The sequence below is a fragment of the Paeniglutamicibacter antarcticus genome (assembly GCF_039544305.1).
Lineage (GTDB): Bacteria > Actinomycetota > Actinomycetes > Actinomycetales > Micrococcaceae > Paeniglutamicibacter > Paeniglutamicibacter antarcticus_C.
Window position 1 is genome coordinate 81,100 of sequence record NZ_BAABLK010000036.1, and the last position, 22,582, is coordinate 103,681.

Sequence of the window (22,582 nt, forward strand, 5' to 3'; positions counted from 1 at the left end):
CAACCCACGCACTGAGCATGGATGACACGTCCAAGGCGATCATTGAACAACTGCAGCAGGACGGGCGACGTTCCTACGCCGCGATCGGCAAGGCAGTGGGTCTCAGCGAGGCGGCCGTGCGGCAACGGGTACAAAAACTAATCGACAGCAAGGTCATGCAGGTTGTCGCCGTCACCGATCCCATGCAGCTTGGCTTCAAACGCCAGGCCTTGCTGGGCATCCGCTCCACCGGAGACATCATCGCCACCGCCGACAGGATCGCTGCCCTGCCGGAGGTCGATTACTGCGTGGTGGTGGCGGGCCCTTCGGACATCATTGCGGAAGTCATCTGTGCCAATGACGAAGATCTGCTTCGTATCATCACAGAAATTCGATCCGTGGAAGGGGTACGTGAAACCGAAACGTTCATGTACCTCTCGCTGCGCAAACAGGAATACAACTGGGGTACCCGATGAGCATTTCCAGCACGACGACCAGCACCGGCACCACACCACTTGGCACCGACCGCCAGACAGCGGCCCGGGACCATTTGTGGATGCACATGGCACGCCACTCCCCCCTGCAGGGCGGAACCCGGGTTCCGATCATCACCCGGGGTCAAGGCCACACTCTCTGGGATGACCAGGGCAAGAGCTACATCGACGGTCTGGCCGGCCTCTTCGTGGTCAACGCCGGTCACGGCAGGGCAGAACTAGCCGAGGCTGCGGCCAAGCAAGCCGAGAAGCTCGCCTTCATGCCACTGTGGTCTTACGCCCACGAACCCGCCATAGACCTGGCCGAACGCCTCGCCAACCACGCGCCGGGTGACCTGAACCGTGTTTTCTTCACCACCGGCGGAGGTGAAGCCGTCGAGTCGGCCTTCAAACTCGCCAAGCAGTACTTCAAGCTCATGGGAAAGCACGGCAAGCACAAGGTGATCTCCCGAGCGTTGGCGTACCACGGCACCCCGCAGGGCGCGTTGGCCATCACCTCCCTGCCGGACATGAAAACCCCCTTCGAGCCCTTGGTCCCCGGCACCTTCCGGGTGCCGAACACCAACTTCTATCGCGCCCCGGAACAGTTCGCCGACAACGAGAAGGACTTTGGCTTCTGGGCTGCGGAGCGCATCCGGGAGACCATCGAGTTCGAGGGCGCCGATTCGGTTGCCGCAGTCTTCCTGGAACCCGTGCAGAACTCCGGCGGCTGTTTCCCTCCGCCGCCGGGCTACTTCCAGCGGGTACGGGAGATCTGCGACGAGAACGACGTGTTGCTCGTATCCGATGAAGTCATCTGCGCCTTTGGGCGCATTGGGTCGATGTTCGCCTGCGAAGACTTTGGCTACGTGCCCGACATCATCACCTGCGCCAAGGGCATCACCAGCGGCTACTCGCCGTTGGGGGCCATGATCGCCTCGGAAAAGCTGTTCGAGCCATTCAAGCACGGGGACACCACGTTTTACCACGGTTACACCTTTGGCGGGCACCCGGTGTCCACCGCGGTGGCCATGGCCAATCTTGACATCTTCGAGCGCGAAGGGCTGAACCAGCGGGTGAAGGACAACGCCCCGGTGTTCAAATCCACCTTGGAGAAGCTCAAGGACCTGCCGATCGTGGGCGATGTTCGCGGCGCCGGATACTTCTACGGCATCGAACTGGTCAAGGACAAGAAGACCAAGGAAACCTTCAACGACGAGGAATCCGAGCGGCTGCTGCGCGGCTTCCTGTCCACCGCCCTCTACGACGCGGGGTTGTACTGCCGCGCGGATGACTGCGGGGACCCCGTGATCCAGCTGGCCCCTCCCTTGACGGTGGGCCCGCCGGAGTTCGATCAAATCGAATCCATCCTGCGTTCGGTGTTGACCGAGGCGGAGAACCACCTCTAGAAGCGGACACCGCATGTGCGTCATGGAGCCGGTGTTGGTTTTCCTTCCGACGGCTCCGCGCGGTGCCTGGGTGCGGGGCGTCGGGGGCGCATGCTCATCGGTTGTTGGGCCGCGGCCCTCATCCGAGGCGCCGCCAGCACCGCGCCGTGCTCCCGAAGCAGCCGCCACCACGGATTGTGTTTCCTCGATATCCGTCCCGGAGCTTGATTTCGGCTCCTGGCCTTGTCGTCCGTCGTGCTCGATGGAGGTGGCCAAAGGCTTTTCGGTCAGGAACACCAGCACGATCGCGGCGGCAATGACAATCGGGACCATATAGAGGAACACCGGGGTCAACGCGTCGCTGTAGGCTCCGACGATGATGTGGCGTACCGCATTAGGCAGTTCGCGCGCCAGGTCCGGGGTGAAGGAGTTGGCGCCACCGGGCGCTCCGGCGCCGGCGGTCGGCAACCGTTGCGCCAACAGGTTTCCCAGGTTCGTGACGAAGAGGCTGCCCACCACGGCCGTACCGATCGATGCTCCGATCTGGCGGAAGTAGTTGTTCGCCGCGGTTGCCATTCCCACCTGCGAATTGGGGAACGTGTTTTGCACGATCAGCACCAGGATCTGCATTCCCAGCCCGAGCCCGATACCCAGCAGCGCCAGGTAGCTACGGATGATCCATACAGGCAGGTCCGCATTCATTGTTCAGAGCAATGCCAGCGCACCGGCCACCACGAAGGTCCCGACCACGGGGAACCACTTGTAGCGTCCGGTCTTGCTGACAAAGGCTCCCGAGCCGATGGAGGTGACCAACAGCCCGCCCATCATCGGGATCATCAGAAGGCCCGATTGGGTGGCGTTGGCTCCGGTGACCATTTGTAGGAACGTCGGCAAGTAGGCCAACGCCCCGAACATGGCCACGCCGATCACCAGGCCGGCCACGGTGGTCTTGACGAAGTTGGGCTCGCGGAACAGTTTCATCGACATGATCGGTGCCTCGGCCCGGTTTTCGACCACCACGAACAGCACGGCGGCAACCAGCGTGATGGCAATCAGCGAAAGGACGATGGCCGAATCCCATGCATCCGTGCTTCCTCCCCACGTCGTGGTCAGTACCAAGGCGGTCGAAGCCAGGGCCAGGAGCAGCATTCCCGCCACATCGATTCGCGGTCGGTGCGCGGTGTCGGTCTCGGGCAAGTGGAGAAAGAAGAACGCCGCGGCCAGGGCCATAACCCCCAGCGGGATGTTCATCCAGAGGCACTATCGCCACGTCATCTCCTCGGTGAACCAACCCCCAGCTAGGGACCGGCCAAGGAGGACAAGGCAAAGACCCCTCCCATGATGCCCATGTACTTTCCGCGCTCCCGCGCCGGAACAACATCGGCGATAATCGCCTGGGAAAGCACCATCAGGCCCCCTCCGCCAAGGCCCTGGACGCCGCGCCCAATGATCAACTACGTCATGTCCTGGGCAAAGCCCCCAACGATCGAGCCGATGATGAACAAGGTGATGGCACCCATGAAGATGCCCTTGCGTCCGAGAAGGGCGCCCATCTTGCCGTAGATGGGCAGCGTGATGGTGGAGGCAAGAATGTAGATGGTGATGACCCACAGCATCAGGTCGACGCCGTGGAGCTCGCCGACGATCGTGGGAAGCGCGGTGGAAAAAATCGTTTGGTCCAACGAGCCAAGGAGCATCGTCATCACCAGACCGGCAAAGACCAGTAGGATATTGCGATGTTGCTTCTGTGCGTCGGTTCGTTCCGCTTGCACTTTTGTAGTCGTCATTGGATGGCATCCCGTTCATTGCTCGAACCGTGAGTCGCCAGGGACCGTATTCCCGGGCCCCCTCCCACCAGCTGCGGGAACGGACCAGTCACTCTCCCGATGCAGGACTACGGAAAGCCATGTATCAGCACGGATCGCGTATTTCCATTCTGCGCCTCAATCGGGCATCTGTCCGGTTCGCGGAGCCTTCTTCAATCGTGGCACCGCAGACCCATGGAAACAATGACTTGCGTGCACTACCCAGCCGGCATGCAGCTCGCCCTATTTGAGCTCGATCTCGACGAAAACGAATTCGGTCTGCGCATCATTGAACACGTTGTGTTCACTTCCTGCAGGGCGTGTGTATGAGACGCCTGCTGTGAGCTCATTCGTAATGGATCCCTCGCAGGTTTCAAGAACCAGCGCACCGGTGGTCATGGGCACCACGACGTAGTCGCTCGGGTGGACATGCCAGCCGGTTTCCGTCCCCGGAGCGAAGCGCCACTCGGTGACGCGCAGCCGCTCGTTGTCGATTTGGATGGTGGCGAGGGCTTCGGGTCGCGACATAAGGGGCTCTACCTCTTCGGGGCTGTGGCGGTGGTCTGACTTGGCACAACGCCCGGAGGATTGGAGCTCGGGCGCTCCGGCCAATCCTTCCATCCGGTCCCGTCCTGTGCAATGGGTGGCTCCGGCAGGTCTGAACACGAACGCCGGGAAATACCCTCGCCGTCAGGAAACAAGGACGTGGCTGGCCCGGTGGACGAATTTTCCTTCGTCTCCATGAGCCAGCCACCGTGCCGGTACCTCAGGGTGCTCGCCGCTATCGAGGGCGCCTACACATCACGCGCCAGCGCCAGCCGGTTCAGGGCAAACGCGGCAACAAACAGACCGAAGTCGCGGAGGGCGACGTCAAAGAACCCCGGAAGCAGGATCAGATTGACGATGATCCCGAGCAGCCAGAGACAAACGACCAGAGAACCGATCTTGGGGCGAAGCGCCACAAGGATGCCGGCGATGATCTCGACGATGCCGACCACATACATGAAGGCCTGCGGGGAAACCGGGATAATGTCCGTGGCCAGCGGGGCCAGGTAGTGGGTCCAGTCGGTGAGCAGATTGGTGAACTTGTCGATCCCAAAAATGATGGGTGCGACAGTGAAGATCGTACGCAGAAGCAGGAACGCCTGGTGATGAAGCTTGGCGCTTCGATCAGTCGCGGTGTTCACGGTGTGGGTGGCCATGATCCTGACCCTTCTTTCTAAAGTTGTGGTATTTCATTTTAGAAACTTATTTGCCTCTAAGTCAACAGTTACTAACTTTAGATTTAGACTTGACCCATGAAGTTAGATGCCGAGTACCCGGGACTCAACGCAGTGGCGGCCTTGGCGGATCCAATCCGCAAGGCCGTGTACGAATTCGTCCGGACCAGCGAAGACGCCGTGGGACGCGACGAGTGTGCTTCGGCGCTCAAGCTAGCGCGCAACACCGTGGCTTTCCAGCTCGACAAACTCGCAGACCAGGGCCTGCTCCACGTGGAGTTCCGTCGACTCAACGGACGCGGCGGACCAGGTTCCGGCCGTCCGGCAAAACTCTATTCGACAGCGCAACGAGACGTATCCGCAAGCATTCCCCACCGGGAATATGCGTTGGCAGGCAGCATCATGGCCGAGGCCATCGAAATAGCGGGTGCCCAGGACCGGCCTGTCGCAACGGTGTTGGCGGAAGTCGCGCGCGAAACAGGACAGTCAATTGGCGTGCGCTCAGAATCGCTGTTGCAGGCGTTGTCCGACCACGGATATCGTCCGGAAGTTCACCAGGACGGTTCCGTGGGACTTCTTGATTGTCCGTTCCACCAGCTTTCCGCCAACCATCGGGCCATCGTGTGTTCCATGAACCTTGAGTTGCTCACGGCTGCGGTTGATGGCGCCCAAGCGCCATACCGCGCATGCTTTGATCCACCGTCAAACGAACACCACTGCTGCGTGCGCCTTGACCCCGAGGACGACTAGCCACGCAACGAGCCTCAGCAGGTACGTATCGAAAGTGCCGTGCGGCAGATCGTGCAGGACAAGGTCCACGCAGCCCTGCCCCCTATCGGCAACCGGTCCCCGCGACTAGGCTGGCTTCAATAAGCTCAGGGCCCGCGAGTCCCCATGGCAGGCCCATGACTCTGAACAGAGGAACAGTCGTGAGCCTTGATGAAAAGCCCGTGAACAACCCCATCGACGAGAAGGCAGCACGCCAGGTGGCGGAGGCGGCCCGAGAGCAGAAATGGGAGCGACCCAGCTTCGCCAAGGGGCTGTACATGGGCGACTTCGACTGGGAACTGATCCACCCCCATCCGCAGCAGGACCACGAAACGGCGGCACGCGGGGCCAAGTTCATGCAGAAGCTGCGTGAAGCCATCAAGAGCATCGATCCCGCCGTCATCGAGCGCGAGGCCAGGATTCCCGACGCAGACATCAAGATCCTGCGCGAGCTAGGCGCCTTTGGCATGAAGATCCCGGTGGAATACGGCGGGCTCGGCCTTAGCCTCGCGGACTACGGTCGAGCACTGATGCTCGTGGGGACGCTGAACCCGAGTCTCGGGGCACTGCTCTCGGCCCACCAATCCATCGGCGTTCCGGAACCGGTGAAGATGTTCGGCACCGAGGAACAGAAACGCAAGTTTCTTCCGCGCTGCGCCCAAGGTGCCATCTCCGCGTTCTTGCTCACCGAAAACGATGTGGGCTCGGATCCCGCCCGCTTGGGAACCACCGCAACGCTCTCGGATGACGGGAAGAGCTACACAATCAACGGAGCCAAGCTCTGGACGACGAACGGGGTGGTGGCCGAGCTCCTGGTGGTCATGGCTGCCGTGCCGCCACACGAATCGGGTGACGGCACCAAAACGCGTGGTGGGATCAGCGCGTTCGTCGTGGAAGCGGACTCACCCGGAATCATCGTGGAAAACCGCAACGCATTCATGGGTTTGCGTGGCATCGAAAACGGCGTCACCCGTTTCCATGACGTGAGCGTTCCCATCGAAAACCGGTTGGGCAAGGAAGGCGCGGGACTCAAGATCGCCCTGAGCACACTGAACACCGGACGACTGTCCATTCCCGCGATGTGTGCGGGTGCCGGAAAATGGTCGTTGAAGATCGCGCGGGAATGGTCCAACGCACGGGTCCAATGGGGCAAGCCTGTTGGAAAACATGAGGCCGTCGGCAAGAAGATCGCCTACATCGCCGCAAGCACCTTCGCCTTGGAGTCCGTCTTCGAACTCTCCGCGGCCCTGGCCGATGCCGGAATGAAGGACGTGCGCATCGAAGCGGCCCTGGCCAAGCTCTTCTCCTCCGAGGTCTCCTGCAAGATCGCCGATGAATTGCTGCAGATCCGGGGAGGTCGAGGATACGAAACCGCACAATCCCTGCACGCCCGCGGGGAGCGCGCGGTACCCGTGGAACAACTCGTCAGGGACTTGCGAATCAATCGCATTTTCGAGGGTTCAACCGAAATCATGCACCTGCTCATTGCCCGTGAAGCAGTCGACGCGCACCTGAAAGCAGCCGGGGACCTGGCCAACAAGGATGCTGACCTACAGGCAAAGGCCAAGGCCGCGCTGGGGGCCTCGGGCTTCTACGCCAAATGGTTGCCCACGTTGGCACTTGGCTCCGGCCTGCTGCCCAATTCCTACTCGGACCACGGCCACCTGGCCAAATACCTGCGGTTCATCGAACGGGCTTCGCGGCGTCTAGCCCGGCACACCTTCGCAGGCATGGCCACCTGGCAGGCAGGGATGGAAAACCACCAGGCGTTCCTCGGACGCGTAGTGGACGTCGGCGCGGAGCTTTTCGCCATGGCCGCCTGCATTTCCCGCGTCGAGCTCATGCGAACCCAGGACCCCAAAAACGCGGCATCGGCCGAACTGCTAGCTTTGGCGTTCTGCGAGCAGTCCGAGCACCGTTGCGAGACGCTCTTCAAGGACCTGTGGGCCAATAGCGACAAGACCGACAGAAAACTGTCCAAGAAGGTGCTGGCCGGGGACTTTCAATGGCTCGAAGCAGGGATCATCGACAACTCCGAAGGCACCGGGGAATGGATCGCCCCGTGGTCCAGCGAAACCTTGGAGGACAAGCGCCACCCATATGGTTCCTAGCACGTCGGCCCGCCGGGTAGTACGGAAACTCAATCCAGTTCGAGCACCAAGCGCTTTCCCTTGCACCGGGACACGCAGATCATCATAGTGTCCCCCGCGTCGCGTTCATCCTGGGAAAGCAATGAATCGCGGTGTTCGATATCCCCGGAAACCACCGCCGTCTCACACGTGCCGCAGATTCCCTCCCGGCAGGAATTAAGCGGGTTCCTGCCAGATTCCTCCAAAGCCTGAAGGATGCTGACGCCCACCGGAACCAGGACCTCGGTGCCGTCGGTCCCTTCCACCGTGAATTCGTGGTCGCCCTGGTGCGGGGCCACGGCGGCACCGGCCAGCTCGGGGTCGACGGCAAAGCGCTCCAAGTGCAGCCGGGAAGGATCCTGCCAAGATTCCGCGATGGTTTCGATCACGTTGAGCAGGGGCCCGGGGCCGCAGGCATACAAGTCAAATCCACCGGTCGGATCAACCAGCAAATCGGCCAGCGGGTAGATCCCCAGCTCGTCATCGGGGTGGATCAGCACGCGATCCCCATGGACGGAGAGCTCGGAGAGGAAGGCCATGTTCTTGCGGCTGCGACCCAAGTAGATCAGCCGCCACGGAACTCCGGCCGCTTCTGCCGCCCTCACCATCGGCAGGATCGGGGTGATCCCGATCCCCCCGGCAAGGAAAATGTATTCCCGTGCCGGCGCCATGGCGAAGTTGTTCTTGGGGCCGCGCACCTGGATCTTGGTTCCCGGCCGCAATTCATCGTGCACATAGGCCGAACCACCGCGTCCGGCACGCTCACGCAGGACCGCCAGGCGCCAGGACTCGCGTTTGCCGGGGTCCGAACACAGTGAATACTGCCGCACCTGTCCGTTGGGCAGCATCACGTCGAGGTGTGAGCCCGCGCCCCATCCGGGCAATTCGTGGCCCAATGGATGTCGCAGTTCCATGGACAGCACGCCGTCCGCCTCGCTGGTGAGGCAACGAACTTCCGTTTCAAAGAAATCCAGTGTCGACATTGTTGCGTTCCCCTTTCCGGGATGCGTAGGTCGGTGTTGTTAGAGCACGGAAGCCAGGAAGGCCCGGGTGCGTTCGTGCTGCGGCTTGCCAATGACTTCGGCGGCTGGTCCTTGCTCCACGACGTGGCCGTCGTCCATGAAGACCACGCGGTCAGCGACATCCCGGGCGAAGTTCATTTCGTGGGTCACCACGATCATGGTCATGCCGGTGGCGGCAAGGTCCTTCATGACTTTCAGGACCTCACCGACCAGTTCGGGGTCAAGTGCACTGGTCGGCTCGTCAAAGAGCATCACCTTGGGTTTCATGCATAGTGCCCGGGCGATCGCGACGCGTTGCTGCTGGCCGCCCGAGAGCTGGCGCGGATAGGCCTTGGCCTTGTCGGCCAACCCCACCGATTCCAGCAGCGCCAGTGCACGCGCGGTGGCCGTTGAACGTTTTTCCCGCAATACCAGACGTGGGGCCTCGATCAGGTTTTCCAGCACGTTCATGTGCGGAAAGAGGTTGAAATGCTGGAACACCATGCCGATTTCGACGCGGCTTCTGCAGATGCGGGCGTGCGACTGCTCGTGCAGCTTGCTGCCCTTGAGGTCATAGCCCATCACTGATCCGTCGACCCACATCCGCCCGGCGTCAATGGTTTCCAGGTGGTTGATGCAGCGCAGCAGCGTCGACTTGCCCGATCCCGATGGGCCGATCAAGCACACCACTTCCCCGCTGGTGACGTGCAGGTCAATCCCCTTGAGGACCTCAAGACGTCCGTAGCTCTTGCGGATCGAATCGGCCTTGATCATCGTGTCAAGGTTGGTGGCCGTGGTGCCCATGGTTGGCGCACTCATTTTTTGGCTCCCTTGGTGGTCAATGGGTCATGGACCCGCACGAAGCGCCTGAGTTGTTGCCACGGTGTCAGCGGCAGGCTCCGTTGCCCGCCCTTGGCGTAGTGGCGCTCGAGATAGTACTGCCCGACGCTCAGGACGGAGGTGACGACGATGTACCAGATGCTGGCGACCATCAGCAGCGGGATCGTTTCAAAGCTCCTGGCATAGATGACCTGTGCCGAGTACAGCAGCTCGGGCACCGAGATGACCGAGACCAATGCCGTGGTCTTGAGCATCCCGATGGTCTCGTTGCCCGTGGGCGGAATGATCACGCGCATGGCCTGCGGCAGGATGATCCGCCGCATGGTCTGCAGGCGGTTGATGCCCAATGCCCCGGCGGCCTCGGACTGCCCATGTTCCACGGAGAGGATGCCGGCCCTCACGATCTCTGACATGTAGGCCGCCTGGTTCAAGCCCAGGCCCAGGATGGCGGCGAGCATCGGTGTGATGATTTCGTTCGCGTCCAAGTCCACCCCGGGTATCCCGAAGGTAATGGAGGGGTAGAGCGCGGCAAGGTTGTACCAAAACAGCAGCTGGACCAACACCGGGGTGCCGCGGAAGAAGCTCACGTAGGCAAACGAGGCGGTGCGCACCACCGGGTTGGCCGAAATCCGCATCACGGCCAGAACCACTCCCAGCACGATGCCGATCAGCATGCAGATGGCGGTCAATTCCAGGGTGATTCCTATGCCTCGCACAATGGATGCGTCGCGGATGTACATCCCGACGGTCCCCCACCCGAAATTCGGGTTTGAGACCACCGAGCGCAGTAGCAGCAGGCCAAGGAGAACAATGACGGCGGCGGAAATCCAGCGCCATGGGTGCCTTGCCTTGACGATGCTGTAGGCATCGGCAGGCAAATGCGTGTTTGTGGGTTTGGCAGTGATGGTCATTTCCAGAGCACCCGCACTACTTCAGCACGACGTCGGCGGGGGTGATGACGGTGCTCTCGGGAAGTTCCCACTTGGTGTTCATTTCACCGTACGCCGGGGATTCGAGAATTGCCTTGGTCGCGGCCTGGATGGCTGGCAGCAAGTCGCTGCCCTTGCCCAGCGCCGTTGCTGTCAGCACGGGCTCGTAGTCGGGGCCCTCGGCGAGTTCGAACTTTCCGCCTGCCAGTGTGCCCTGGTAGGCCAGGGACACCGAGTCCGCCATGACACCTTGGACACGACCGGAGGTCAGGGCAAGGTTGGCGTCGTTTTGCGTGGGGAAGAGCTGCATGTCAATGGCCTTCTTCCCGCCATCGGTGCAGGTCTTGGAGAAGGCCGGCAGGATTTCCTGTGACTGGGTCGACCCCTTTTGGGCTGCGATCTTCTTGCCGCACAGGGCGTCCGGATCCACGCCCAGTGCGTCGGGGTTTCCCGGTGCCACGGCCAGGCCGCTGCCGCCTTGGAGGTAGGGGACGAAGTCAACGGCCTGGCGGCGTTCGTCGGTCACGCTGAAAGTGGACATGCCCAAGTCGTACTTTCCGGATTTCAGGCCGGGAAGGATGGTGTCGAAGGTCGCCGGCACATGCTTGACTTCCAGGCCCAATACGGCGCCGATGGCATCACCCATGTCGATGTCCCATCCGATCAAGGTCTTGTTGTCCGTGTCGTAGTACTCGAACGGCGGGTATGTCGGATCCGAGGCAATGCTCAGCGACCCCTTGTCGCGCAGGTCGGCCGGAAGTAAGGCGCGGGCCTCCTCGTTAACGCCCAGTGCTGCCGATGCCCCGGCGTTCCCACCTCCGGATTGCGGGCCTTGGGAGGTTCCTGCCTCGGAGGCGTTGGTGCAGCCGGTGGCGGAAAGGGCGAGGATCATGCCGCCCGCGAACAGCAGTGCAGCGTTTTTCTTCAACATGGCGAGTCGTTCCTTCGTGGGTTTCCGGGCGGGATTGGTATGGGAGCAGTGGAACTCATGAAACTGTCGTGATATCGAGAAACGGTGCGATGTGCACCAGATGGGTACCGGCGGTGACAAGGGTGGGACGGCGCAGTATCGCGACCACCCCGTCAATGCCGGCCGTGTAGCTGCGTGGCTCTCTGTCGAGTTCCTCGATGAAGTGCACCCGTGCCACCGGTTGCCCGGCACGCACCTCATCCCCCAGGGAGACCAGCGGTTCGAAAAGCCCGGCAACCAGCGATGTCACCGGGGAATCGGGGATGAGTTCCAGCCATTGCGGTTCGGCGCATTCGGCCGAAGGCAGCGGGGTTTCCGCCAGAACCCCCAGCATGCCCAGCATCCGGTGCATGCCCTGGCGAAGGGTTTCCAGCGCGAAGCGGTCCACCGTTCCGGCCCCCGGAAGCTCGGTGGATATCGTGGTGATTCCGGCCCGGTCACCGGCGCTTGAGAGCGAACCGGGTTCCAGCAGCGGAGCGACCACCATGGCATAGGGAAGCCCCAGCGTCCGCGCCGCCCGCAGCTTCCGCGCCCACAGCTCCTGGTCCGGTCCACGGTAGATGAAGGTGCAGGGCAGGTAGGTCGAGTTCGAACCGCCCGAGTGCAGGTCGATGACAAAGTCCGCGCGCGGCAACAGCTGCCCCGAGATCAACGCGGCGACCTGTTCGGTGGCACCGCCGGAGGCGTTGCCCGGGTAGCTGCGGTTCAGGTTTCCCGCATCGATCGGTGATACCCGCCCGGCCCCGCGCACCGCTGCAGTGTTCGCCGCCGGGACGATGATCACCGTGCCCGAAAGCTGCTCCGGTTCCAGGGCGCGGATCAGTTCGTGGGCCAGGATCTGGCCCTCGTACTCGTCGCCATGGGTCCCCGCGACTACCAGGACGACCGGTCCCGGCCCGGAGGAGATGACCGAGACGGGCATCGGGATGATCGACCCGTCGTGCACGTTGTCCGAGTGCACCACGTGCCCGTAGCCCAGCTGTTTTCCGGTGGCGGAGAAGTCGATGCCGCTGAACATGCCCGGGCGCGGATCATGCTTCGTGGAGGCGCTCACGGAACCCACCTCAGTGCGGCTGCCCTCCGTGGTGCCAGCATGGTGACCGAGGCCCGGGCGTCGGCTCCCGCCAGCGAAATCCGCAGCCTCTCGTCATCCTCGCCCTCGACGATGAAGACGTCCCCCGGGTGCAGCCAACGTTCCCAAGGTCCATCGGCGGCAGCCACAAGCATCTGGCCGTTGAGTGCCGTCAACACCATCTGGTGCCCCGAGGCGCGTTCGATGATTCCCGTGTGGCTATCGGTATACACCGTGGTTTCAACCCCGATGTACTCGGGATCCGCCTCGATGAGCACCTCGGAACCCGACGGGTTCTCGGATAACCGCGCGGTCCATCGCCACGGGTCCCCGCGCTCGTCGGTGTCCGGGCAGGCCGCCAAGGTGCGCAGTCCCCCGGAGTGGTCCCAGTACTCGTCCAGCGAGTCAGCACGTACCAATAGCCACATGGCGCCCTACGCCTTCCCGCTGGTGACCGGTTGAGAAGCGGAGGCTGCGGCCGCCTGTTCACGCTTGATCATCGTGGCCAGGATCCGCCGGGCCTTGGCCACGCCGCCGTCCTGGGCGATCAGTACGTCGTGTTCACCGGCGGGCCTGGACTGCATTCCGATTTCCTGGGCGTCCAAGGCATCGGCGTCCTCGCGAAGGACCGTTTCCAGTCCGACCCGCAGGTCCTCGGTGGCTTGGGCGTCATCGACTGCGAAGTTGCGGCTGAAGGCGTAGTAGTACCAAGAATTGTGGGCGTCGATGGGGGTGATGCCGTTGAGAACCTTGATCAGGTAGCCCTCGGCACGGGGCTTGCCCTCACCGGTGATCCCGGAGTGCAGCACGTGCAGGTTCGGGACAAAGAACTCGGTGCAGTGGAATCGGTCAAAAAGGCCGCGGGCGTCCATGGTGTCGGCATAGAGTGGCGGGGCTTCGACCGAGGGCATCAACCTATCGACGCTGACCACCGATCCCTCGACTTCCACGGTGATGCCGTGTTCGTAGATGTAGTCATCTCCCACGGTGGTTTGGTGCAGGAACGATTCGTGGGTCAAATCCAGGAGGTTGTCATGGATCAACTCGGCGCGGCAGGCGAAGGGGACTGAGTGGGTCACGGTGGCCCACTCGGGGTCATTCATCCAGTGGGTGTCCGGTACGTCCGCGGGGTTGGCCATCTCCGGGTCGCCCATCCAGGCCCAGATCCAGCCGTCCTTTTCCACCAGCGGGTATTTGCGTACCTTGGCACGTTCGGGAATGGTGCTTTGCGCCGGCACCCGGGTGCACATGCCATCTTCACCATAGGCAAAGCCGTGGTAACCGCATTCGATGGAATCCCCGAGCGTACGCCCCTTCGAGAGCGGGAAGGCGCGGTGCGCACAGCGATCGGCAAGTGCCACGGCGGTCCCGTTCTGGGTACGGAAAAGCACCAGGGGCTGTTCGCAGATCACCCGGCGGACAGGCTTGCGGTTGACCTCGCTGCTCCACGCCGCCACGTACCAGGTGTTCAAGACATACATGTTTCTTCCTTCGTCGTTCCGTATCCGGTTCTAGATTGTATTCACCGTATACAGTGGATACGAAAGCGTCAAGGATTATTTGTGACTCACGCCACGGGCTTTGATGGCACCGTGCCGACCCGGGCTAGACTGCTGGCACGGGCGGGATCTGGAACTCAGGGGGAAACATGGCTACGGGAGTCTACGACGCACGGCCGCTGGCGGTGCGGGTCCACGAACAAATCGCTTCCGAGATCGTCGACGGCACCCTGAAGCCAGGCACCTCGCTGGTCCAGGAACAGGTTGCCGCCCAATACGGGGTTTCACGCACTCCCGTGCGGGACGCACTGGCCCAAGTGGCCATGGAAGGGCTGGCCACGCTCGTGCCCGGCAGCGGCTACGTCGTCAACGACCTCACCTCCCAGGACATACATGACGTCTTCGAGGTGAGACATGCCTTGGAACAGCTGGCGATCCAACAAGCACTGGGGTGCCACACCCCGACCCAAATGGTCCAGCTGCGCGCTCTCATCGACGAGTTCGAGACGTTGGATGCCGCGGACGCCGAAGAGCAATTCCGGCTGGGCAAGGCATTCCACCTCAAGCTCATAGAGCCATGCCCCAACCAGTACCTTCGTGAGACCCTGAACAGCATCTGGGAACATCCGATCCAGCGGCGGATCACGCGCGCCTACGCGTTGGGAGCCGAGCACCAAGCCTCCATCGCGAGCCAGCACCGCGAAATCCTGCAGGCCTTGCCACTCGGTGAGCTCGAGACGATCACCCGGGTGCTGGGTCGCTGCCACGACCCCGGCGACATCGACACACACAGCCTGCCCTCGCGCAGCTAAGCCCGGGGCCTCGGGCCACCTCGGCGGGCCCCTTTGCGGTTCGCAAAACACCCACCGGGCAACGGCCCCGACAAACACGCCCCCGGCGGTGCCCCTAGAAACTACTGCCCCAATCCGCGCCACAGCATGGCAACGTGCAAGGAGGTTCGCGACTCGGCATCGTCCAAGCTGACCCCGAGCTTGTCCTCGAGCTTTTCCAACCGGGCGTAGAGCGCAGGTCGGCTGAGGAAACCGGTGCGTGCCAGTGCCGATTTGTTCCCGCCGTGTTTCAGGTACAGGCCAAGCAGCTCCAGTGCGGGCTCATCGGGGGGATCAAGGATGCCTGCCAGCTCAGCCTCGGCAAACGACTTCAATCGTCCGTCTTGGTGCATGAGCGCGAGCAGTCCGCGCAGACGCACATCGGCGAAGCGGTAAAAGGGACGCGACCGGGTCTCGAAGGTCGCCACGGTTTCGGCAACCTGGATCGCATCCTCCAATCCGTGCGCCGCTTCCTTTACGCTGCCCCTGCCTCGTCCGACGCCCACCGACCAGTCAAGTCGCGGCTGGTTGAGTGCAAGGTTCCGGCAGATCCTCTCCAACAGCGGCTCCTCAAGTTGCTTGGCACCCACGCCCAGGACCATGCCGATGCGTCCGCTCTGCAGGCTCGCGGCCAACGCCGTGGATCTGGAAGACTCCACCACGGCATTGAGCGCATCCAGCAGCGCCCGTTCGCGCAGCTGCACTCCCATGGGCGTTTGTCCCGGGTCGTCATCAAGGCGGAACACCAACGGGACGTAGTGCGGGGATTGGGCCAGTCCCAATGCTCCTGCACGGTCGATGACCTCCTGCGCAACGAGCGCGTGGGGTTGCCGCAGCTCGTGCAGCAGACCGGCCCGAGCCTGGTGCAGCAGCTCACGCTGGTCGCGCCCGGCCAGGCGGGCAATGGACAGTGTTTGCCCGGCCCGTTCCAGAACCATGGCAGCATCCTGGTCATTGCCCAGTTCACCGGGGACCACCAACCGTCCCCAGCGTTGGCCCTGTATTCCCACGGGGGTCTGCAGCCAGTTCTCCTCGCCCATTCCCCGCCCAGTTTTTTCCAGGTACCCCACCCGGCGCGAGCGTTCCGGCCAGCGCTCCAGCAACCCGGGAACCGGCTGCGGCCCAGGATTGAACCCCAGCACCAGATGGGCCACGTCTTCCAGAATGACGGGAGCACCGATGAGCTCGGCAGCCCGCCCGACGATCCCTTCTTCGGTGGCATTGCGCAGGCTCAGCGCCGTGAATACCTCATGGATCATTCGCGAGCGTTCCAAGGCGGCAAGCTGGTCCGAGACCAGCATGCGGTGCACCACTTCGGTAATCTCCACGAACCTGACACGCCGCCTCAACAGGATGACGGGGAAGTTGTTCCCCTGGGCTACGTGCCGCAATGCCTCGATGGTTTGGTCTTGCTCGTGGTTGGCCGAGGCCACCAGCTCGACGATGATCCCTGAGGCCTTGGCCCCCCTCACCTGTTTGATGAAGTCGGCGACCCCCTGCCCGGTCGGCCCGAAAGTCATCCCGGTGCTCAGCACCAATTCCCCGCCGGCGAGCAGTCCGGCCAGCGCCGGGGTCTCCGCAACGTGGACCCAACGCACGGCGTTTTCCAGCAACTCCGCACCTCCGAGCACCTCGGGCTCCCCGGCGGCAACCGCCGGCAGCTCAAGGATCCTGGCGATGCTCAAGATCCCGGCAACGATGGGCTGGTGTTGGCTGGTCGCATCATTCATAAACAAAGTGTATCGATTTCGCCGCAATGCATTACATACTGTCTCTTTGCACGGCTCATTGACGGGGCCACAATGGATCCAACAGCTCATTTGTCCCTCGGAAGGAACAGCACACCATGCAGACGCTCTCCCACTGGATCGACGGAACCAACCTCGAAGTCCCCGTCGATTCCCGCTTTGCCGACATCACCAATCCCGCAACCGGCAAGGTGTCATCACGAGTGGCACTGGCCTCTGCAGCAACCACCGAAGAAGCCATCGCCTCGGCCCACGCCGCCTTCCCCGGCTGGCGGGACACCTCGTTGACCCGCCGCACGCAGATCCTGTTCAACTACCGCGAACTGCTGAACAAGCGCAAGGGAGAGCTGGCCGCAATCATCACCGCCGAGCACGGCAAGGTGCTCGATGATGCCATGGGCGAAATCTCCCGCGGCCAGGAAGTCGTCGAATACGCCTGCGGTATCCCGCATTTGCTCAAGGGTGGTTACACGGAGAACGCCTCCACCAAGGTCGACGTGCACTCGTTGCGCCAGCCCTTGGGCGTTTCCGCCATCATCTCCCCGTTCAACTTCCCGGCCATGGTACCGATGTGGTTCTTCCCCATGGCCATCGCCGCCGGCAACTCGGTGATCCTCAAGCCCAGCGAGAAGGCTCCCACCGCAGCCCAGTGGATGGCCGAACTCTGGAAGGAAGCCGGGCTCCCGGACGGCGTGTTCAACGTCGTCCACGGTGACAAGGAATCCGTCGACACGCTCTTGACCGATTCACGTGTCTCATCGATCTCCTTCGTGGGCTCCACCCCGATCGCCCAGCACGTCTACGCCACCGGAACCGCACACGGAAAACGGGTCCAGGCCCTAGGCGGAGCCAAGAACCACATGCTGGTGCTCCCCGACGCCGACCTCGACCTGGCAGCCGACGCTGCGGTCAACGCCGGTTACGGCGCGGCCGGCGAGCGCTGCATGGCAATCTCCGCCATCGTGGCCATCGACTCGATCGCGGACGAGTTGGTCGCCAAGATCGCTGAACGCACCGCCACGCTGCGCGTGGGTGACGGCACCCGCGGCTGCGACATGGGCCCGCTGGTCACCGCAGCGCACCGAGACAAGGTCGCCGGCTACATCGATGCCGGTGAGGAAGCAGGAGCCACCATGGTCTTGGACGGACGACACGTGGATCCGGATGCCGAAGGTGAGGGCTTCTTCCTGAACCCCACACTCTTTGACAACGTCACCACCGACATGTCGATCTACACCGATGAGATCTTCGGCCCGGTGCTCTCGGTGGTCCGCGTTGATTCCTTCGACGAGGGCATTGAGACCATCAATGCCAACCCGTTCGGCAACGGCACAGCGATCTTCACCAACGACGGCGGCGCCGCACGTCGCTTCGAGAACGAGATCCAGGTCGGCATGGTCGGCATCAACGTGCCCATTCCGGTCCCCATGGCCTACTACTCCTTCGGCGGCTGGAAGAATTCGCTCTTCGGGGACACCCACGCCTACGGCGCCGAGGGCGTGCAGTTCTTCACCCGCGGCAAGGTCGTCACCTCGCGCTGGCTGGATCCCAGCCACGGTGGCCTGAACCTCGGCTTCCCGCAGAACGCCTAGGACTGCGCACTTCCTTGGAAAGGGGAAAGACGTCATGAGCATCGATGTGAGCACAGAAACGATAACACCGGAGCAGATCGCCGCCGGAGTCCGCGCCCACCAACTGGACAAGGAGCACGTCTTCCACTCCTGGCAGGCGCAGGGCCCCTTTGCCCCGATGACCATCCTCAAGACCCAGGGGTCCTGGATCTGGGACGGGGAAGGCAACAAACTACTGGATTTCTCCTCGCAGTTGGTGAACACCAACATCGGCCACCAGCACCCCAAGGTCGTCGCGGCGATCCAGTCGCAGGCCGCGGACATCTGCACCATTGCACCGCAACACGTCAATGATGCACGTTCCGAGGCAGCACGGCTGATTGCCTCCCTGACCCCCGGTGACCTGGACCATGTCTTCTTCACCAACGGCGGGGCCGATGCCGTGGAACACGCGATCCGCATGGCCCGCCTGCACACCGGAAAACACAAGGTGCTGGCTGCCTACCGCAGCTACCACGGCGGAACCCACCTGGCGATAAACCTCACCGGGGATCCGCGGCGCTTCGCCTCGGACCATGGAACCGACGGGGTGGTGCACTTCATGCCCGCTTACCACTACCGCTCCTACTTCTCCGCTGCCACCGAGGCCGAGGAAACCGAGCGTGCGCTGCGGCACCTGGAAGACACCATCGTCCTCGAGGGCCCAGACACCATTGGCGCGCTGATCCTGGAATCCATCCCGGGCACCGCCGGCATCTACATGCCTCCGGCGGGCTACATGGCCGGGGTGCGCGAGCTGACGCGCAAGTATGGCATTGCCTACATCGCCGATGAGGTCATGGCCGGCTTCGGCCGCGCCGGCCAGTGGTTCTCGGTTGATCACTGGGACGTCGTCCCGGATCTGCTCACCTTCGCCAAGGGAGTGAACTCCGGCTATGTCCCCTTGGGCGGGGTCGCCATTTCGGGTGCGATTTACGAGACGTTCCGTGAGCGGGCGTATCCCGGCGGGCTGACGTATTCAGGCCATCCCTTGGCCTGCGCCGCGGCGGTGGCCACCATCACGGCGATGAAGGACGAGGCGATGGTGGAGAACTCCGCACGCATCGGCGCCGAGATCATTGGCCCCGCGCTGGAAGAGCTGAAGGCCAAGCACCCCTCTGTGGGTGATGTGAGGGGTACCGGTTGCTTCTGGGCCCTCGAACTGGTCACCAACCGCGAGACCCGCGAACCGATGGCACCCTATGGGGGTTCCTCGCCGGCCATGGCCGCAGTGACCGGAGCCTTGAAGAAAGCGGGCATGCTCCCGTTCGTGAACTTCAACCGCATCCACGTAGTGCCGCCGCTGAACATCAGCGACGAGGACCTGCGCACCGGCCTGGCGATGCTCGATGAGGCGCTCTCGGTCGCCGACGGTTTCGTCGAGGCCTGATACCCACCAGGGACTGCTGCCCTCCTGGATCCATGGACCACGGTCCACGCTTCCTGGAGGACCGGCGGTCCCTGGCGGCGCTAGGGGTTTTTCTGGGTAACCAACAATTGCCACACCTGGCCGGGCTCGGCCTGCACCATGACATCGAACTCTTTCCCGGACATTGTCATATCGCTGTTCCGGCTCGATCCCATGGCTTGGAGGTCCTCACATTCCATCTTGTACCCGACCCCGTCGCTGAACTCCACGCTGATGGGTCCGGCGCCCTCGCATGTCCACGTCACAAATGTCTCCCCTGGCCCCAGCTTGACGTGGCCACCGGAGGCTCCCGTGGCGCCCGAGAGCTGCCCAAGCACGGTTTCCCCGTCCTCGGGCAGCAGTTCCGGAACCTCGGGCACGGGTGCGAATGCCGAAGATCCCGGCGGCGGCGGGGACACCTGGTCAGCGGAAGGGGGACCGGCGCTTTCCCCGCCCAGTTCCACGCATCCGGCAAGCAGTCCCGCCAGACCAACTAGGGCCAGGGCCCTGCGGGCAAACCCACCATAAGAACATGCCATCCGTTCCATCCCATGTCTCCGTGTTGCCTCGTCCGGACCTGCAGCATCATCGAAATTCATGCGATGCATGATGCGATCATATTCCACCCCGGCACGATGGCCAGTGGACAGAGAAATGGTTTTGCACCCTCCACGCTGCCACGTGCCGGCGTCGTGCGGCGCTTCAGGGCATGCCAAAACGCTCTCTTGGATCCAAACGCTGTTCCACGGGAGTACTCCACAAGGGTGATGCCGCTTCTCGAAGCACGTTGCTAGCATGGACGGATGTACCAGCCAGTGGATTTCGTGACGCCGCAGCTCTACCTCGCCGTGGCAGGGGTCCTGGCGGTGTTCGCGTTGCCGATGGGGATCCATGCGTTGCTGCGCTGGAGAAAATACCGCAAGGACAATTCCAGCTCGCAGAACTGGGCCCAACGCAGGGACCTGGGCATAGAGTCCGGCATTGCCGCCCTTGGACTCATCGGTGCTTTGATATGCGTCGGGGCCTTCGGACTGGGCTGGAAGCAATCGGCAAACAATCTCGTGGCAAACATCGAAACGCGTTATGCAGTCAGTGACGTCGCGATGACCAAATGGAACGGTTCCTCGGCCACTGTTGACCTGACAGACGGTACGGGCTTACCCGCCAAGGGAATCGAGGTCTCCTTCAACGCGGTGGGAGCCCCGCTCCTGCGGGACGTGGAGTACGGGTTGGACCCCCAGCACGCCGTGGAACACTCCCTCGAGCTGCGCTAGTTTCCCCGGGCCCGTGTCTTGGCTGGATCCCGTCCCTGCGGCCCAGCGCAAACCAGCCGCCCGCAGTGTCCGGGAGACACAAAGAGCCGGGGAAGGCATCCGCAACCATGCGTATACCACACCCCGGCCCCATGGCCATGAATGCACCTAGCCGTTGATGACCTGCGGCTGGCCCAAGGCCTTGAGCCCGTCGACGCCGAACTCTACGCCGTACCCCGAGGACTTCGCACCGCCGAACGGGATGCGCGGATCCACGGCGCCGTGGTTGTTGATCCACACGGTCCCGGCCTCAATCCGTGCAGCCACCTTGCGGGCCGCATCGCGGTCAGCGGACCACACCGAAGCGCCGAGCCCGACATCCAAGGAGTTCGCCAGTTCGATCGCCTGCTCGATCGATTCGACCTTGATGATCGGCAGTGCCGGACCGAACTGCTCCTCGAGCACCAACGGGTTCTGCGGGTCGATGTCCGCGATTAGCGTGGTCGGGTAGAAGTACCCGGTTGCGTCATGCTGCGGGTTGGCACCCATCAGCACGCGGGCCCCGGAATCCGTGGCGCTACGCACCAGTGAATCAACAATGTCGTACTGCGCCTTGTTCTGCAGCGGGCCAAGGACGTTGGCCTCCTCCAGGCCCACGCCCATCGGCATGTTCCCTGCTACTTCGGTCAGCGCCTGGCAGATTTCTTCGTAGACATCCTGGTGCACGTAGAGGCGCTTGAGCGCAGCACACGTCTGGCCGGTATTGATGAACGCACCCCAGAACAATCCCTCGGCAATCGCCTTCGGGTCCACGTCGGGAAGGACGATTCCGGCATCGTTTCCTCCCAGCTCCAAGGTCAGGCGCTTCACGGTGTCAGCCGAGGAGCGGATGATCGCCTGGCCGGTAGCGGTGGAGCCGGTGAACATGATCTTGTCGATGCCCTCGTGGCTGGTCAACGCCTCGCCGACATCGCGGCCCCCGGCCACTACGTTCAGCACCCCGGCGGGGAGCACCTGGTTGATGACGTGGATGAGGGCGAGCACACTCAACGGCGTGTACTCACTGGGCTTCATCACCACGGTGTTTCCCATGCGCAGCGCCGGGGCAAGCTGCCACACCGAAATCATCATCGGCCAGTTCCACGGCCCGATAGCCCCGACCACACCGAACGGGCGGTAGTGCACCTCGGCGTAGGTCTCGCCGTCGTCGACGACGACCTCTGGCTCCAGGTCGAACGCGGCAGCGGCACGAAGCCACGCGGAGCAGGCCCCGACCTCGAAGCGCGCATTGGGCCCGTTCAACGGCTTGCCCTGTTCGCGTGAAAGCAGGTGTGCCAAGGCCTCGGCATTGGCCTCGATGGCATCGGCAGCCTTGTTCAACAAGGCCCGGCGCGCATCGTGGCCCTTGGCGTCCCATGGGCGTTGGGCGTTCCGCGCTGCGGCGATGGCCTTTTGAAGGTCTGCCACACCGTGTTCCGGTGCGCGGCCCACGAGCTCGCCGGTGGCGGGATCGAGGATTTCACGGCCTCCGGTTTGGGCCTGGATCACGGCAAGCAGTTCCTTGGCGTCGGCGTAAGTGGCAACGGTGTTGGTTTCGGTGCTCATTGATGTCTCATTCCTTCGTGTATGACTCTTGTTTTCCGTTCGTTCCCCCTTGGTT

The 22,582-nt window shown here is 62.8% G+C and carries 23 protein-coding genes; 8 read left to right on the top strand and 15 right to left on the bottom strand.

Annotated features, from left to right (window positions below):
• Positions 1 to 17: 17 nt before the first annotated feature.
• Together ABEA12_RS14000 and ABEA12_RS14005 are read left to right on the top strand one after the other, a co-directional pair.
• Complete coding sequence (locus tag ABEA12_RS14000) at positions 18 to 455, top strand: Lrp/AsnC family transcriptional regulator (RefSeq protein ID WP_210102449.1); 438 nt, start codon at positions 18 to 20, stop codon at positions 453 to 455.
• Entirely contained in the window at positions 452 to 1,861 is a 1,410-nt protein-coding gene (locus tag ABEA12_RS14005) for an aspartate aminotransferase family protein (RefSeq protein WP_210102448.1), read from the top strand. Before ABEA12_RS14000 ends, ABEA12_RS14005 begins: the two co-directional genes overlap by 4 nt.
• Before the next feature lie 684 nt (positions 1,862 to 2,545).
• Here the strand turns inward: ABEA12_RS14005 and ABEA12_RS14010 are convergent.
• From ABEA12_RS14010 to ABEA12_RS14030, 5 genes are all read right to left on the bottom strand, one after another.
• Complete coding sequence (locus ABEA12_RS14010; RefSeq protein ID WP_345468675.1) at positions 2,546 to 3,091, bottom strand: MFS transporter; 546 nt, start codon at positions 3,089 to 3,091, stop codon at positions 2,546 to 2,548.
• A gap of 47 nt (positions 3,092 to 3,138) precedes the next feature.
• Positions 3,139 to 3,294 carry an MFS transporter gene (locus tag ABEA12_RS14015; protein WP_345468677.1) on the bottom strand — a complete coding sequence of 52 codons (156 nt, stop codon included), beginning with the start codon at positions 3,292 to 3,294 and terminating at the stop codon, positions 3,139 to 3,141.
• Positions 3,295 to 3,627 carry an MFS transporter gene (locus tag ABEA12_RS14020; RefSeq protein ID WP_345468679.1) on the bottom strand — a complete coding sequence of 111 codons (333 nt, stop codon included), beginning with the start codon at positions 3,625 to 3,627 and terminating at the stop codon, positions 3,295 to 3,297. It abuts the gene before it with no gap.
• Between the two features lie 261 nt (positions 3,628 to 3,888).
• The gene (locus tag ABEA12_RS14025) at positions 3,889 to 4,173 is read right to left on the bottom strand and encodes a cupin domain-containing protein (protein ID WP_210099842.1); all 285 of its coding nucleotides are present in this window, start codon (positions 4,171 to 4,173) and stop codon (positions 3,889 to 3,891) included.
• Positions 4,174 to 4,439: 266 nt separating this feature from the next.
• Complete coding sequence (locus tag ABEA12_RS14030; RefSeq protein WP_210099841.1) at positions 4,440 to 4,847, bottom strand: DoxX family membrane protein; 408 nt, start codon at positions 4,845 to 4,847, stop codon at positions 4,440 to 4,442.
• 96 nt (positions 4,848 to 4,943) lie between these two features.
• Here ABEA12_RS14030 and ABEA12_RS14035 point away from each other — a divergent pair, with 96 nt between their 5' ends.
• Both ABEA12_RS14035 and ABEA12_RS14040 read left to right on the top strand, forming a co-directional pair.
• Entirely contained in the window at positions 4,944 to 5,615 is a 672-nt protein-coding gene (locus tag ABEA12_RS14035; RefSeq protein ID WP_210099840.1) for a helix-turn-helix transcriptional regulator, read from the top strand.
• Positions 5,616 to 5,770: 155 nt separating this feature from the next.
• Positions 5,771 to 7,744, top strand: coding sequence for an acyl-CoA dehydrogenase family protein (locus ABEA12_RS14040; RefSeq protein WP_210099839.1), 1,974 nt, complete (start codon positions 5,771 to 5,773; stop codon positions 7,742 to 7,744).
• A 29-nt stretch (positions 7,745 to 7,773) separates the two neighbouring features.
• Here ABEA12_RS14040 and ABEA12_RS14045 read toward each other — a convergent pair whose 3' ends face one another.
• The 7 genes from ABEA12_RS14045 to ABEA12_RS14075 are packed head-to-tail and all read right to left on the bottom strand — an operon-like array spanning position 7,774 to position 14,055.
• The gene (locus ABEA12_RS14045) at positions 7,774 to 8,745 is read right to left on the bottom strand and encodes a PDR/VanB family oxidoreductase (protein ID WP_210099838.1); all 972 of its coding nucleotides are present in this window, start codon (positions 8,743 to 8,745) and stop codon (positions 7,774 to 7,776) included.
• Between the two features lie 39 nt (positions 8,746 to 8,784).
• Entirely contained in the window at positions 8,785 to 9,582 is a 798-nt protein-coding gene (locus ABEA12_RS14050; RefSeq protein ID WP_345468683.1) for an amino acid ABC transporter ATP-binding protein, read from the bottom strand.
• Positions 9,579 to 10,514, bottom strand: coding sequence for an amino acid ABC transporter permease (locus ABEA12_RS14055; RefSeq protein ID WP_210099837.1), 936 nt, complete (start codon positions 10,512 to 10,514; stop codon positions 9,579 to 9,581). Before ABEA12_RS14055 ends, ABEA12_RS14050 begins: the two co-directional genes overlap by 4 nt.
• Positions 10,515 to 10,530: 16 nt before the next feature.
• Positions 10,531 to 11,463: an ABC transporter substrate-binding protein gene (locus tag ABEA12_RS14060; RefSeq protein ID WP_210099836.1), complete on the bottom strand. Its 933-nt coding sequence runs from the start codon at positions 11,461 to 11,463 to the stop codon at positions 10,531 to 10,533.
• A gap of 55 nt (positions 11,464 to 11,518) precedes the next feature.
• Positions 11,519 to 12,556 (bottom strand): succinylglutamate desuccinylase/aspartoacylase domain-containing protein, encoded by a 1,038-nt coding sequence (locus ABEA12_RS14065; protein ID WP_345468686.1) that lies wholly within the window; start codon positions 12,554 to 12,556, stop codon positions 11,519 to 11,521.
• Positions 12,553 to 13,002 (bottom strand): hypothetical protein, encoded by a 450-nt coding sequence (locus ABEA12_RS14070; RefSeq protein WP_210099835.1) that lies wholly within the window; start codon positions 13,000 to 13,002, stop codon positions 12,553 to 12,555. Before ABEA12_RS14070 ends, ABEA12_RS14065 begins: the two co-directional genes overlap by 4 nt.
• A gap of 6 nt (positions 13,003 to 13,008) precedes the next feature.
• Positions 13,009 to 14,055: a Rieske 2Fe-2S domain-containing protein gene (locus ABEA12_RS14075; protein WP_210099834.1), complete on the bottom strand. Its 1,047-nt coding sequence runs from the start codon at positions 14,053 to 14,055 to the stop codon at positions 13,009 to 13,011.
• A 167-nt stretch (positions 14,056 to 14,222) separates the two neighbouring features.
• Here ABEA12_RS14075 and ABEA12_RS14080 point away from each other — a divergent pair, with 167 nt between their 5' ends.
• Positions 14,223 to 14,885: a GntR family transcriptional regulator gene (locus ABEA12_RS14080; RefSeq protein ID WP_210099833.1), complete on the top strand. Its 663-nt coding sequence runs from the start codon at positions 14,223 to 14,225 to the stop codon at positions 14,883 to 14,885.
• 101 nt (positions 14,886 to 14,986) lie between these two features.
• On the opposite strand, the gene ABEA12_RS14085 is transcribed toward ABEA12_RS14080, so the two are convergent.
• Complete coding sequence (locus ABEA12_RS14085) at positions 14,987 to 16,633, bottom strand: PucR family transcriptional regulator ligand-binding domain-containing protein (RefSeq protein ID WP_210099832.1); 1,647 nt, start codon at positions 16,631 to 16,633, stop codon at positions 14,987 to 14,989.
• A 116-nt stretch (positions 16,634 to 16,749) separates the two neighbouring features.
• Between ABEA12_RS14085 and ABEA12_RS14090 the strand changes: the two genes are divergently transcribed.
• Entirely contained in the window at positions 16,750 to 18,243 is a 1,494-nt protein-coding gene (locus ABEA12_RS14090; RefSeq protein WP_210099831.1) for a CoA-acylating methylmalonate-semialdehyde dehydrogenase, read from the top strand.
• A gap of 34 nt (positions 18,244 to 18,277) precedes the next feature.
• A complete protein-coding gene (locus ABEA12_RS14095) occupies positions 18,278 to 19,651 on the top strand; it encodes an aspartate aminotransferase family protein (RefSeq protein ID WP_210099830.1) in 1,374 nt (457 codons plus the stop codon).
• An 80-nt stretch (positions 19,652 to 19,731) separates the two neighbouring features.
• On the opposite strand, the gene ABEA12_RS14100 is transcribed toward ABEA12_RS14095, so the two are convergent.
• A complete protein-coding gene (locus ABEA12_RS14100; RefSeq protein ID WP_210099829.1) occupies positions 19,732 to 20,208 on the bottom strand; it encodes a hypothetical protein in 477 nt (158 codons plus the stop codon).
• Between the two features lie 264 nt (positions 20,209 to 20,472).
• On the opposite strand from ABEA12_RS14100, the gene ABEA12_RS14105 reads away from it, so the two are divergent.
• Positions 20,473 to 20,943, top strand: a complete 471-nt coding sequence (locus ABEA12_RS14105) for a hypothetical protein (protein WP_210099828.1) — start codon at positions 20,473 to 20,475, stop codon at positions 20,941 to 20,943.
• 147 nt (positions 20,944 to 21,090) lie between these two features.
• Here the strand turns inward: ABEA12_RS14105 and ABEA12_RS14110 are convergent, their stop codons facing one another.
• The gene (locus ABEA12_RS14110) at positions 21,091 to 22,527 is read right to left on the bottom strand and encodes an aldehyde dehydrogenase family protein (protein WP_210099827.1); all 1,437 of its coding nucleotides are present in this window, start codon (positions 22,525 to 22,527) and stop codon (positions 21,091 to 21,093) included.
• Positions 22,528 to 22,582 lie beyond the last annotated feature (55 nt).